General features: G+C 60.1%; 13 protein-coding genes. 8 read left to right on the top strand and 5 right to left on the bottom strand.

Features of this window, described 5'->3' with window-relative positions:
- Positions 1–49: 49 nt before the first annotated feature.
- On the bottom strand, positions 50–592 hold the full coding sequence (locus L901_RS22705) for a GNAT family N-acetyltransferase (RefSeq protein WP_183044092.1): 543 nt from the start codon (positions 590–592) through the stop codon (positions 50–52).
- A gap of 158 nt (positions 593–750) precedes the next feature.
- On the opposite strand from L901_RS22705, the gene L901_RS22700 reads away from it, so the two are divergent.
- Positions 751–1752: a serine hydrolase gene (locus tag L901_RS22700; RefSeq protein ID WP_059760442.1), complete on the top strand. Its 1002-nt coding sequence runs from the start codon at positions 751–753 to the stop codon at positions 1750–1752.
- 21 nt (positions 1753–1773) lie between these two features.
- On the opposite strand, the gene L901_RS22695 is transcribed toward L901_RS22700, so the two are convergent.
- From L901_RS22695 to L901_RS22685, 3 genes are read right to left on the bottom strand one after another with little or no spacing between them, the layout of a single operon-like run.
- Positions 1774–2208 carry a hypothetical protein gene (locus L901_RS22695; protein ID WP_020809718.1) on the bottom strand — a complete coding sequence of 145 codons (435 nt, stop codon included), beginning with the start codon at positions 2206–2208 and terminating at the stop codon, positions 1774–1776.
- A 25-nt stretch (positions 2209–2233) separates the two neighbouring features.
- A complete protein-coding gene (locus L901_RS22690; RefSeq protein WP_020809717.1) occupies positions 2234–2689 on the bottom strand; it encodes a MarR family winged helix-turn-helix transcriptional regulator in 456 nt (151 codons plus the stop codon).
- A 48-nt stretch (positions 2690–2737) separates the two neighbouring features.
- Positions 2738–3088 carry a lysozyme inhibitor LprI family protein gene (locus L901_RS22685; RefSeq protein WP_003520387.1) on the bottom strand — a complete coding sequence of 117 codons (351 nt, stop codon included), beginning with the start codon at positions 3086–3088 and terminating at the stop codon, positions 2738–2740.
- 173 nt (positions 3089–3261) lie between these two features.
- Here L901_RS22685 and L901_RS22680 point away from each other — a divergent pair, with 173 nt between their 5' ends.
- Entirely contained in the window at positions 3262–4668 is a 1407-nt protein-coding gene (locus L901_RS22680) for a DegQ family serine endoprotease (protein WP_003520388.1), read from the top strand.
- Positions 4665–5981 (top strand): replication-associated recombination protein A, encoded by a 1317-nt coding sequence (locus L901_RS22675; protein ID WP_059760440.1) that lies wholly within the window; start codon positions 4665–4667, stop codon positions 5979–5981. Before L901_RS22680 ends, L901_RS22675 begins: the two co-directional genes overlap by 4 nt.
- Positions 5982–6094: 113 nt before the next feature.
- Here the strand turns inward: L901_RS22675 and L901_RS22670 are convergent, their stop codons facing one another.
- A complete protein-coding gene (locus tag L901_RS22670; RefSeq protein WP_003520391.1) occupies positions 6095–6409 on the bottom strand; it encodes a DUF1883 domain-containing protein in 315 nt (104 codons plus the stop codon).
- 241 nt (positions 6410–6650) lie between these two features.
- Between L901_RS22670 and L901_RS22665 the strand changes: the two genes are divergently transcribed.
- The 5 genes from L901_RS22665 (at position 6651) to L901_RS22645 (ending at position 13096) form a co-directional block, all read left to right on the top strand.
- Entirely contained in the window at positions 6651–8465 is a 1815-nt protein-coding gene (locus tag L901_RS22665; protein WP_059760437.1) for a methyl-accepting chemotaxis protein, read from the top strand.
- Between the two features lie 238 nt (positions 8466–8703).
- Positions 8704–9987 (top strand): extensin family protein, encoded by a 1284-nt coding sequence (locus L901_RS22660; protein ID WP_059760435.1) that lies wholly within the window; start codon positions 8704–8706, stop codon positions 9985–9987.
- Positions 9988–10485: 498 nt separating this feature from the next.
- Entirely contained in the window at positions 10486–11307 is an 822-nt protein-coding gene (locus L901_RS22655) for a sulfite exporter TauE/SafE family protein (protein ID WP_035261319.1), read from the top strand.
- A gap of 104 nt (positions 11308–11411) precedes the next feature.
- A complete protein-coding gene (locus L901_RS22650; RefSeq protein WP_059760433.1) occupies positions 11412–12338 on the top strand; it encodes an ABC transporter ATP-binding protein in 927 nt (308 codons plus the stop codon).
- Complete coding sequence (locus L901_RS22645; protein WP_003520396.1) at positions 12335–13096, top strand: ABC transporter permease; 762 nt, start codon at positions 12335–12337, stop codon at positions 13094–13096. The genes L901_RS22650 and L901_RS22645 overlap by 4 nt, the downstream gene beginning before the upstream one ends.
- Positions 13097–13150 lie beyond the last annotated feature (54 nt).

Here is a 13150-nt window from a genome sequence, read left to right as displayed (position 1 = left end):
TCCGTGATGATAAAGCCGCCGTTGATAGACGGCGGCTTTTTTGTGCCGATCACTCTTTATCGAGCCGATAAGGTCGAAGCGGCACGATTTTTCCCCGTTGCCGGCAAAAGGCATTTGCACGGCCGGTCGCAACAAAGCCCAGCTTGTCCATCAGACGGTGCGACGCCCTGTTGTCGAACAGGGGATTGGCATGCAGGGTTCTGATGTTCAGGTGCTGAAAGGCATAATCGATGACGAGGCGTCCGGCTTCTTCTCCATAGCCCTTTCCCCAAACACGGCGATCAAGCCAAAGGCCGAATTCGCCTGAAAGCCCGATGAGACCGACCAGACTGCCATCATCCACAGCCCATACCGGTAGCCGACGCTCAGCAATGCGCCTGATCAGACGCCGTGCATCATCGGGTTCGAAAGGATAGGCCGTGCGCAGCAGATTGCGCAAAATGAGCGGGTCGTTCGTCAGCCGGGCGAGTGGCGGCGAGTCCGTCATTTTAAAAGGCCGGAGGAGAAGGCGCGATGATTTCAGTTGCGGCATCGTTTCCCGTCTTTGCATTTGCGGCAGGGCAATAGTCCTCAAGATCAGAACCTGATTCAAGCGCTTTGCATCTCGATTCCGGAATGCAGGCCAACGCCCTGTTTTCATACAGATTTCGCGAGACCATCGAATTGGGGTGTGGAAAGAAATAAGGTCACATTGGAGTGATTGGCGGCGTTTCCTCTTTTCATCGCCGTATGGCTTCCTAGCTCAGTGACATGAAAAGACGAACCGCACTCGCCCTTATCGCTTCCCTGCCTTTCGCCCCGCTTGCCCGCGCGCAAAGCACCGGCAACGGCATCCGTTTCGATCCGTTGCTGCGGGAGGCGGATGCGCTTTCCAGCCTCAAGGCGGTCATCGTCAGCATCGATGGCGAAGAGGTCGCGAGCCGCGCCTATCACGGGGCCGGTTTGAACGGCTCCACCAATATCAAGTCGGCCTCGAAATCGATCATCTCGGCGCTGGTGGGCATGGCCATCGATCGCAAGATTCTCGAAGGCGCCGACCAGCCGATCGCGACTGTTCTGCGCGGCGATTTTCCGCAAAATCCCGATCCCCGGCTGGAACGGATCACCGTCGGCAACCTGCTGTCGATGCAATCCGGCCTGGAGCGCATGTCCGGCCCCAATTACGGCCGCTGGGTTGCCAGCCGCAACTGGGTGCGGATGGCGCTGGGTTCCGGTTTCGCCGGGGAACCGGGCGGCGGCATGCTTTATTCCACCGGCTCCACCCATCTGCTCTCAGCTATCCTGACAAAAGCTTCCGGCCGTTCGACGCTGTCGCTTGCGCGCGACTGGCTCCGTCCGCTCGAAGGATTTTCCATCGGCGGCTGGGAGCGCGATCCGCAGGGCATCTATCTCGGTGGCAACCAGATGGCGATGACGGCGCGGTCTTTGCTGGCCTTCGGAGAGCTTTATCGCCTGGGTGGTGTGACACCTGGCGGCGAGCGGTTGATTTCGCAGGGCTGGATCGAGCAATCGTGGCGGCAGCGCACCAATTCCGTCTTTAACGGCGACGGTTACGGCTATTGCTGGTTCATCAAGGAGATGGCAGGAGAGACGGTCTATTACGCCTGGGGTTATGGCGGGCAGATGCTCTATATCGTACCCGCCAGACGGCTATCGGTCGTGATGACCTCTCGCGAGGACGCGCCTTCCGCCCGAACCGGTTATCGCGACCAGTTGCATGGCCTTATGGAGACCATCATCCGGGCGGTATAACCTCAAGCGCAAAACGCCGAACTAGGCGGCCAGACGGCGTTTTAGCTGAAGGCCATTGCGGAAGCTTTTTGCGAGAAGGGTGATATTGAGCGCCCCGGCGCAAAGCTCCAGCGCCTGAACGGCGTAGAAGACCCCGCCGTAATCGTTTGAGAGGGCGAAATGCCGAAGCACAAGCGCGCAGGGGACAAGGATCAGCAACCCGTTCAGTGCGATGAGCGGCATACGTTTCTTCTTGGCTGCGACCAGCGGATGTTTCCATTTCGCGCCCATGCGAAAGCCGCTGAAACCCGTGACCGCAAGCGCGGGCGCAAGCACCAGAAACCCCCAGGGAATGGCGAGTTTGACGGTACGGATCGCTTCGCTGGAACCGGAGATTTCGGTGAGCGCGGTGGATAACCAAAAGGCGAGTATGATCGCCAGCGCCAGCGTGCCGGCGACGGGATGAAGGGTTCTCATCGATATAGTCCTTTAGAAGATCGGTTCAGCCTTGCGGCGGATCGGCATCCAGCCCGGCGAAAAGCTGGTTCAGGCAGTCTATGGCGTTACTCAGTTGCTCCGCCTGCATATCCGTGGCTAAACGGCCGGCGAGTTCATTCCATTGCTGCATGGTGGCGGCATAGGCATTCTCGCCTTTTTCGGTAAGGCGAATGAGCTTGGCCCGCTTGTGGTGCGGATTGTTTTCGAAGCAGACAATGTCCTGTCGTTCCATCTCATCGATGAGGCGTTGTACACCCTGCCGGGTCTGGCCCATGTTCCGTGCGATCTGCGCCACGGTCAAAGGCTGGCCGGCAAGCGCCACCGCTCCCAGAACCTGCCAGCGTGCACTGGACAGGCCGAAGGGTGCAGACAGGGCGTCGCCCGCGGCGATCAACGCGCCATTGGTTCGAAAGATGGCCACCGCCAGGGCGGAAAGAATGTGTGCGTTGTCCGTTTTCATGACAACACATTGCCATTTTGACAATATGTTGTCAATATCGGATTTGCGTTACAGCGGCCGGTTGATGCTCTGGAACGCCTCTCCGAGACGTTTCATGCGTTCCTCGTAAGCGCTGGTAAGGCAGGCGACATCCGCCGCGCATTCCTGGCGTTTCTTCAGCCATTGGCTCTGCTCGTCGCGCAGCGTGTCGCGTGCGCCCATGGCCATCAGCTGGGTGAGGATGTCGAAGGTGGTGGCCATCTTCACATCCTGATCGTTCAGCGTGCGGTTGTCGCAGATCGCCTTTTCATCCGCGGCCAGATCGGTCTTTGCGCAATCGAAGCTCGCTGCGCTGGCCAGAGAAATGAAGGAGGGGGCAAGCAGGATGCCGCAGGCAAGGAGGATCGGTTTCAGATGCATGGTCGTCTCTTTTTAAGGACAGTCAGGTGCCGGTGAAACCGAAAAGGGGCGCTGTTGGTTCCAATGTCGCCCGCCGATCCATGCCTGGAAAAGGACGGCCATCATCTTGCCGCTCTTTGCTTTACAGGCTTTGGCGTTATAACTCCATCATACTGATGACGATGAGGAATCACATGCGAAGCGTGTTGAAGTATCTGTCCACCGGCTTTCTCGCCGCGCTCATTCTCCTGCCTGTGGGTGCTGCGGCGCAGGATAACAGGACCGTGCCGTCGAGCCACACGGAAATGCAGCTTTCCTTCGCGCCGCTGGTCAAGCGCACCGCGGGCGCGGTGGTGAATGTCTATGCCGAACGCGTCGTGCAGCGGCGTCTGTCGCCCTTTGCCGGTGATCCTTTCTTCGAACAGTTCTTCGGCCAGCAGATGCCGAACCGCACGGAAAAGCAGTCGTCGCTCGGTTCCGGCGTGATCGTGACCGCCGGCGGCCTCGTGGTGACCAACAATCACGTCATCGACGGTGCTGATGACATCAAGGTGGCGCTGGCGGATGGGCGTGAATTTTCCTCCAAGGTGCTGCTGAAGGATGACCGCGTCGACCTCGCCATTCTGCAGATCGATGCGAAGGAGCAGTTCCCGGTGCTGTCGCTCGGCAATTCCGATGCGATTGAAGTGGGTGATCTGGTGCTGGCCATCGGCAATCCCTTCGGTGTCGGCCAGACGGTGACGAGCGGCATCGTCTCGGGTCTGGCGCGCAACCAGGTGACGCAGGGCGATTTCGGCTTCTTCATCCAGACCGACGCTTCCATCAATCCCGGCAATTCCGGCGGCGCCTTGATGAATATGGCGGGTGAACTGATCGGCATCAATACGGCCATCTTCTCCAAGGGCGGCGGCTCGAACGGTATCGGTTTCGCCATTCCCGCCAATCTGGTCCGGGTTTTCGTCGCTGCCGCCGAGCGTGGGGATGCAAGCTTCGAGCGGCCCTATATCGGTGCGACCTTCGATCCGGTGACATCGGATGTCGCCGAGGCGCTTGGCCTGCATCGCGCCCGCGGCGCTCTGGTCGTCAGCGTCGTCAAGGGTGGGCCGGCCGAAAAGGCGGGCATCGAACCCGGACAGGTGGTTACCGCCGTCAATGGCTTCGAGGTGGAGCATCCGGATGCGCTGGGTTATCGCCTGACGACCGCCGGCATCGGCAAATCCGCCGAACTGACCGTCATGGACAAGGGGAAAGAGAAAAAGGTGACCATCGCGCTCGATACCGCGCCGGAAACCGCACCGCGCGATGAACGGCTGATCGAAGGACGCAATCCCTTCGCCGGTGCGACTGTTGCCAATCTTTCGCCGAAGCTTGCCGATGAATTGCGCATGCCCTCGCAGGTGACGGGCGTTGTCATTACCGATGTGAAGCGCGGCTCGCCGGCCTATCGTGTCGGTTTCCAGCCGAAGGACGTGATCCTGTCGCTGAACGGCGCGGATATCGGCACCACCGCCGCTGTCGAGAAGGCGCTGGACGACAATCCCGGCTTCTGGCGGGTGGAAATCCTGCGTGACGGGCAGCGCATCCGGCAGTTCCTGCGATGAGCGACGATCTCTTCGCCCCGCAAGTGCCTGTCGAGGTCGCCAACCGGCGGCCTCTTGCCGATCGTCTGCGTCCGAAGACGCTGGCGGAGGTGAGCGGGCAGCCGCATCTGACGGGCGAGGAGGGCGTGCTGCGCCGCATGATCGATAGCGGCTCGCTGGGATCGATGATCTTCTGGGGGCCGCCCGGCACCGGCAAGACCACGGTTGCCCGGTTGCTTTCCGGCGAGGCGGGGCTGGCTTTCGAGCAGATATCGGCGATCTTTTCTGGTGTCGCCGATCTCAAGAAGGTTTTCGAAGCGGCGCGCACACGGCGGATGAATGGCCGGCAGACGCTGCTTTTCGTGGACGAGATTCACCGCTTCAATCGCGCCCAGCAGGACAGCTTCCTGCCGGTGATGGAAGACGGCACCATTATTCTGGTGGGCGCCACCACCGAAAATCCGTCTTTCGAACTCAATGCCGCTCTGTTGTCACGCGCGCGTGTCCTGACGTTCGGCTCGCATGACGAGGACAGTCTCAGCGAACTTCTGAAGCGCGCCGAGGAGGCGGAGGGCAAGCCCCTGCCGCTGACGGAAGAGGCGCGGGCCAGCCTGATCCGCATGGCCGATGGCGATGGCCGCGCCGTGCTGACCCTTGCCGAGGAAGTCTGGCGTGCGGCGAGGAAGGATGAGACCTTCGATACCGAAGGGCTGACGCGCATCGTGCAGCGCCGTGCGCCCGTCTACGACAAGAGCCAGGACGGCCATTACAATCTCATTTCCGCGCTGCATAAATCCGTGCGCGGCTCGGACCCGGATGCCGCGCTTTATTATCTCGCCCGCATGTTCGATGCCGGCGAAGATCCGCTCTATATCGGCCGGCGGCTGGTGCGCATGGCGGTGGAGGATATCGGCCTTGCCGATCCGCAGGCCTTGACCGTCTGCAATGCTGCCAAGGATGCCTATGATTATCTCGGCTCACCCGAGGGTGAGCTGGCGCTGGCGCAGGCCTGCGTCTATCTCGCCACCGCGCCGAAATCGAACGCCGTTTATACCGCCTTTAAATCGGCGATGCGGGCGGCCAAGGAAAACGGCTCGCTGGTGCCGCCGAAACATATTCTGAACGCGCCGACCAAGCTCATGAAGGGCGAGGGTTATGGCGACGGTTACCGCTACGACCATGACGAGCCGGATGCCTTTTCCGGACAGGATTATTTCCCGGAAAAAATGGGGCGCACGACCTTTTACGATCCGCCTGATCGGGGGTTCGAAAGGGAAATCCGCAAGCGTCTGGACTGGTGGGCGAAGCTGCGTCGCGAGCGTGGATCGCGCTAGGATTTTACGCGGTTGCGCCGAAAGCCATATCGCGGTCGATCTTAAGAAAAAGATTCAGGCCGCTGGCAAAAAGAGTCGCGAAACCGCGACAACTCGCTGTTTTTTAAGGAAGATCAGGATGCCTTGCGATGTGGCGCCGCCTGCGGCTGCGCGGGCAGCATCTTGACCGAGGATTCCGCCAGGCCGCTATGGCCTTCGGCATCGATCACCAGATGCCAGTGCAATGTCTCTGGGATGGCAATGCGGATCGGCGATTTTTTCGCGACGCCGCCGAGATATTTGAAATCGAGCAATTCTGTGAAACGCTGGAAATTCGCGCCTGTCATCAGCCGGACATTGTTGACGGCTGACAGGGATATTTCAAGGGTAGTTCCTGCCCGCAATTCCTTCAGGTCATAATGCGTATAGCGAAAATTCGGCCGGGCCATCGCGCCCTCCCTGTAAAGTAATTTCGGTCAAAGAGGATAGGGGCCGCACGGTTAACGGTGTCTTTAAATGCCGCCGGCCGGTTTGAAAATTCACGCTTGCTGTGCCTGTCTGGCATGGTGGCGCCAAGGAGTATGAGCATATAAGAATAATACCAACGTATAATATGTGTATTTAATAATAATAAATTTTTTGCCTTTAACATCGGCTGGTCGAAGTGCATCAGCGACGTTGAGGGGGAACATGAAAAACGTAACAATATCTACGCGCCTTTATGCGCTCGTCGCATTGTTTCTGGCAATACTGGCCGCGGCCCTGACATTCAGCCTGTTTGAAAGCTACCACGAAATGGAGCGCGAACGGAAAGCCGGGCTTGCGGCAATGAACGAAACCGCTGTTGCCATTCTCGATCAATATTACCGGCTGGAGCAGGGCGGAAGCCTGACGCGGGAGGCGGCGCAACAGCAGGCCAAGACGACCATTGCAGCAATGCGCTATGGCAATGGCAGCGGCTATTTCTGGATCAACGACATGCATCCCAAAATGGTGATGCATCCGATCAAACCCGAAATGAACGGCACGGACCTTACCGCCAACAAGGACCCGAACGGCAAGGCGCTGTTCGTCGAGTTCGTGAATACGGTCAAGGCAGGCGGCAAGGGCTTTGTCGACTATTACTGGCCGAAGCCCGGCGCGCCGGAGCCGGTCGAGAAATTTTCCCATGTCGCCGGTTTCGCTCCCTGGGGCTGGATCGTCGGCACCGGTGTCTATGTTGACGATCTTGAAGCGGTATTCTGGCGCGACGTCTATTTTAATGGCGGTCTTTGCATCGCCGCCGGTCTTCTGGTCGTTGGCGTGGCCGCAGCCGTCGTGCGCAGCGTGACGCGGCCGATCGATCTCATCCGCCAGAGCATGCGGCGGATTGCCGACGGTGACGGCGCAGCAGATATACAGTTCGCCGACCGTCGCAATGAAATCGGCGCGATTGCCAAGACGCTGTTGGTACTGCGCGACAGCGTCAATGAGCGCAGCGCGCTGCAGGCCCGCGAGGCCGACCAGCAGCGTGCACTGGAGCAGGAGCGGCACGGTAACGAGATGGTTCTGCGCTCCGCTTCCGAGCGGCAGGCCCATGCCATGGAGCGACTTGGCAATGCGCTTGAGGCGCTTGCCAATGGCGATCTGACCGTTTCGCTTGCGGATATCGGCGCGGATTATGAAAAGCTGCGCATGGACTTCAACCGTGCCGTCGGCGCCTTGCACGGCGCGATCGAGGCGATTGCCAGAACCGGCCACGTGGTCAATGACAGCGCCTCCGATATCAGCGGTGCGACCGGCAATCTTTCCCGCCGGACCGAACAGCAGGCAGCGGCGCTGGAGGAGACGGCGGCTGCTCTGGACGAGATCACCGCCACGGTGCGCACCGCTTCCGAGCGTGCCAACGAGGCCCGGCAGATGGTGCAGGACACGAAAACCAGCGCCGGTCGCTCGGGCGAGATCGTGCGCAATGCCGTCGACGCCATGGGCCGCATCGAGGAGTCTTCGAAGCGCATCGGCCAGATCATCTCGGTCATCGACGAAATCGCCTTCCAGACCAATCTTCTGGCGCTGAATGCCGGTGTTGAGGCGGCGCGTGCGGGCGAAGCCGGGCGTGGTTTTGCCGTGGTGGCGCAGGAGGTTCGCGAACTGGCCCAACGCTCCGCCAATGCGGCCAAGGAAATCAAGACCCTCATCAACCGTTCGGCCGAAGAGGTTGGCGGCGGCGTCGCACTGGTGCGTTCGACGGGCGATGCGCTGGAGGAGATCGTGGCGCTGGTCAATCGTGTCGATGGCCATGTCAACTCCATCGCCACGGCGGCGCGCGAGCAGGCGACCGGCCTGCAGGAGATCAACACCTCCGTCAACCACATGGACCAGATGACACAGCAGAACGCCGCCATGGTGGAAGAAACGACGGCGGCAAGCCAGACGCTCGCCGAGGAAAGCCGCCAGCTGCGCTCGCTGCTGTCGCGTTTCGAGCTTGGACATGGTGCCGGGCGAGAGGTTTCGCGGGCTGCTTGATTTCAGGTGTTTCAGGAAAGTTAAAGGGCGCGGCTTTGGCCGCGCCCTTTTGTTATGGGCAGGACTTTATCCGACGGCGTCGTCATCGGACGCGATTGTCGCGGTCTTGTGTGGATGGGACTGCGCCAAACACATCATTCGTTATTTCCCGCAACCAATAAGGTTTCGTTTACCTCATTTCTTTAAAATTTATCCTGTATTGCCGCGAATAGCGGCCGCTGAAGGTACAGGTTCTCGTATGGCGTATGTTTCCCTTCCGCGTCGTCTTGTGACGTTGCTGATGATTTCCACGGTCATGGTGTCGTGTTCGGCGGAGGGCCTCGTGCCACCGGCGGAGGTGGACGGCACCACACGCGTCAGCGCCATCCGCTCCTCGCGGCAGCAGGGTTACAGCGCGCCGGCGGGTGCGGTGTATCAGGCCGAGCAGGCCGGGCAGGGCACCGATTATCCGGCAGCCGTTTCACAGCCGATGCCGGAGCCTTACGCCTCGCAGGATCCGCTGCTGCAATCGCCGCAGGGCGGGCAGGGGTATTCAACGCTCGATTCCCAGCATCAGGCGCGCATGGCGGCCAGCGGCCATGGCAATATGCCGGCGCAGACAATGCAGGGGCAGACCATGCCCGCGCAGCAGATGACCAGCAACCAGATCGCCGAAGGCGAAGGCGGCGTGAACATGGATTCCATGCTGGGCGTGGAGCCGGTCCGCGGACTTGCCGAAGAACAGGACGCGGATATTGCCGAAGGCGCGTCTGCGCAGCCGGTGGTGGATGGTATCGGCACGGACAATCCCGTGGCCGTTCCTCCGGCCCGCCAGCCGCAACGGGCCAGCCAATCGCGGCTCATCCCACCGCCGCCGCTCGGCGCCTCCTCCCGTCGCCAGCCGGTGGAAGAGGTGGCGATGGTGATGCCGAACGATCCGATGGCGGGTGGCGGGTTGCAAAGCAACCGCTCGATGCCGCCCGGCGTCATGCCATCCTCCGAAGTTGCCTGCCGCTCCGAACTTCGCCGCCTCGGCGTCGCTTTCCGGGATGTTGCGCGCATTGCCGACGGTCCGACCTGCGGTATCGACTATCCGATCGAGCTCAGCGGTCTCGCCAGCGGCGTCGCCATCCGGCCGGCGGTGAAGCTCAATTGCCAGGTCACGCTTGCCTTCGCCAAATGGGTGAAGTTCGAGCTCGTGCCATCCTCGCGCTTCCGTTATCTTTCCGGCGTCGGCCGCATTACGCCGATGGGCGGTTATTCCTGCCGCAAGATGAATTCGCGCTCCAGCAATCCGTGGTCCGAACATGCACGCGGCAACGCCATCGATATCGGTACCATCACGCTGAAGAACGGCAAGGAAATCGACGTACGCAGCAAGAGCTTCTTCGCCTTCCGCGAAAAAGCGCTGCTGAAGGCGGTGAGGTCCGATAGCTGTAAATATTTCTCCACCGTTCTCGGACCGGGCAGCGACCCCAATCACTGGAACCATTTCCACTTCGACCTGCGCACCCGCAAGTCAGGTTACAGGCATTGCGATTAAGTCGCGCCGGTGGAGGTTGACGGCTGAGTTTGAAAGCGTCTCCTCCGTCATGCTCGGGCCTGTCCCGAGCATCTGCAACGTCGCGATTGGCGATACGTCGGCAGATCCTCGGCACAAGGCCGAGGATGACGTCGAATACGGAGTGCGGCTTGTCATCGGGCTGCCGCCGATGACATAGGCGGTGGATTTTTGGGTCAGGCCGGAATGACGAAGGTTGGGGATGCTTCTCTGCCGCTAGCTCGATAGCCGCCCGTCACATTCCCACAAAAAAAGACCGGCCCGAAGGCCGGTTGAAGAAGACAGCCTTATCGGGGGGATATCGGCGTCTTTGCAAGGGCATGCAATGGGAAACGATCCCATGGAGTGGTCCATCCGGCGCGGATGTGCGGCAAAAGACATCGCGCCGTACTGACCTGCGGCCAACATGGCTTGCCGCGTTCTTCTGATACGCTATGAGGGTCACATGTTTGTGACAACGGCCCTCGGGAGCCTGCCTTTATGCCCCCTGTTTCAGAGCTGATGGTCTTTGCTGCGGCGCTTGCGGCAGCGGGTGTGGTCGCCGGTCTTCTGGCGGGGCTGTTCGGCATCGGCGGCGGTGCGGTGCTGGTGCCTGTCTTCTATCAGGTCTTCGGGCTGCTGGATGTGCCGGAGGCGGTGCGCATGCATCTTTCGCTCGGCACGTCGCTCGCCATTATCGTGCCCACTTCCATCCGCTCGTTCCTGACGCATCGTCAGAAGGGCGCGGTCGATATCGATCTGCTGAAGGGCTGGATCGTCGCCGTGCCGCTCGGCACCATCCTCGCATCCGTTGTTGCCGCCCATGCCTCGAGCGTTGCGCTGCGGCTGATCTTCGCCTTCATCGCGCTGGCGCTTGCCTTCCGGATGATCTTCAACCGGGCAAGCTGGCATCTCGGTTCCGACCTGCCGCAAAACCCGGGCCGTTTTCTGGTGGGCACCGGCATCGGGCTCTTTTCCGGCCTGATGGGCGTGGGCGGCGGGGTGATGAACAACACCTTCATGACGCTTTACGGACGCACCATCCACCAGGCGGTCGCCACGTCTTCCGGCGTCGGCGTGCTAATTTCGCTACCGGGGCTGCTGGGTTACATCTGGGCCGGCTGGGGCGATGCGGGCCTGCCGCCGTTTTCCACCGGCTTCATCAACTGGATCGCCGTGGTGCTGCTGATTCCCATCACGCTTGTCGTTGCGCCCTATGGCGCGCGGCTGGCGCATGCGCTCAGCAAGAAGCAACTGGAGCGCGCCTTCGGACTGTTTCTGGTCTTCGTTGCGGCGCAGTTTTTCTATAGCGTTTACGGCTGATTTTCCCTCTCCGTCGAACGCAGTGTTCAGCCCGTCGGACTGGCATTTGCGCCTTTCCCGGCCTATATGGCGTGCATCTTACTCGGTTTTTCGAAAGATTCGCCATGAATGCCATTGTTTCGATACGGAATCTGACAAAATCCTACGCAAACGGCTTTCAGGCGCTCAAAGGTGTCAGCCTCGATATCAAAGAGGGGGAAATCCTCGCTCTTCTCGGTCCGAATGGTGCTGGCAAGACGACGCTGATCTCCATCGTCTGCGGCCTCGTCAATCCCGGTGAAGGCTCGGTGCTTGTCGGCGGGCACGATGTGGTGAAGGATTTTCGCCAGACCCGCGCCCTGATCGGCCTCGTGCCGCAGGAATTGACCACCGACCAGTTCGAGACGGTGTGGAACACCGTCAGCTTCTCGCGCGGCCTGCACGGGCAAAAGAAGAACCCGGAACTGATCGAGCGCATCCTGAAATCCCTGTCGCTCTGGAACAAGAAGGACAACATGCTGCGGGAACTTTCCGGCGGCATGAAGCGGCGTGTGCTGATCGCCAAGGCGCTCGCGCATGAGCCGAAGGTTCTGTTCCTTGACGAGCCGACAGCCGGCGTGGATGTGGCGTTGCGCCGCGACATGTGGAATGTGGTTTCCGAGCTGCGCGCCAAGGGCGTCACCATCATCCTCACCACGCATTACATCGAAGAGGCGGAAGAAATCGCCGACCGTGTGGGTGTCATCAATGGCGGCGAATTGCTGCTGGTGGAAGAAAAAACGGTGTTGATGAAGAAACTCGGCCGCAAGCAGCTTTTCCTGGAGCTTGCCCAACCCGTGGAGCAATTGCCCGACAGTCTTGCGCCCTTCGGTCTGACGCTTTCCGATGACCGCTGCACCGTCACCTATGAAATCGAGGACAATGGCGAACAGGGTCGCATTGCCGATGTTCTGAGCGCTCTTTTCGCCGCCAACATCCATTTCAAGGATATTTCAACGCGGCAGAGTTCGCTTGAGGATATCTTCGTTTCGCTGGTGGGAGGCCAGAAATGAATTTCGAAGCCATCAAGGCCATCTATCTGTTCGAAATGGCGCGCACGCGTCGCACCCTGCTGCAGAGCGTGGTCTCTCCGGTCATTTCCACCTCGCTTTATTTCATCGTATTTGGAACCGCGATCGGTTCGCGGATTCAGGAGGTTGGCGGTGTTTCCTACGGCGCGTTCATAACGCCTGGCCTCATCATGCTGACGCTTCTGACGCAATGTATCGGCAACGGCTCTTTTGGCATCTATTTCCCGAAATTCACCGGCACGGTCTATGAAATCCTCTCCGCTCCGGTGGCGATGACGGAAATTCTGGCCGGTTATGTCGGGGCGGCGGCGACCAAGGGGCTGATGATCGGCACGATCATCCTGATAACGGCCTCCTTCTTCGTGGATATCACCATCGCCCATCCGTTCATGATGATCCTGTTCTTCGTGTTGACGGCGGTGAGCTTCAGTCTTTTCGGCTTCATCATCGGCATCTGGGCGACGAATTTCGAGCAACTGAACCTCATTCCCATGCTGGTGGTGCCGCCGCTGACCTTCCTTGGCGGCAGCTTCTATTCCATCGACATGCTGCCGCCCTTCTGGCAGACGGTCAGCCACTTCAACCCGGTGCTTTATCTCATCAGCGGTTTCCGCTGGAGTTTCTATGAGATCGCCGACGTCAATCCTGCCATCAGCCTTGCGATGATCACGCTGTTTCTGGCGCTGTGCCTCGGTGTTGTCGGCTGGATGTTCAAGACAGGGTATAGGCTGCGCAACTGACGGCGCAGGCCATCAGAAGACAGTGAGCTTTCTCCATACGCAACGTCATCCTCG

The sequence above is a fragment of the Agrobacterium sp. D14 genome (assembly GCF_001526505.1).
Lineage (GTDB): Bacteria > Pseudomonadota > Alphaproteobacteria > Rhizobiales > Rhizobiaceae > Agrobacterium > Agrobacterium leguminum.
This window is presented reverse-complemented; position numbering and strand designations above follow the sequence as displayed.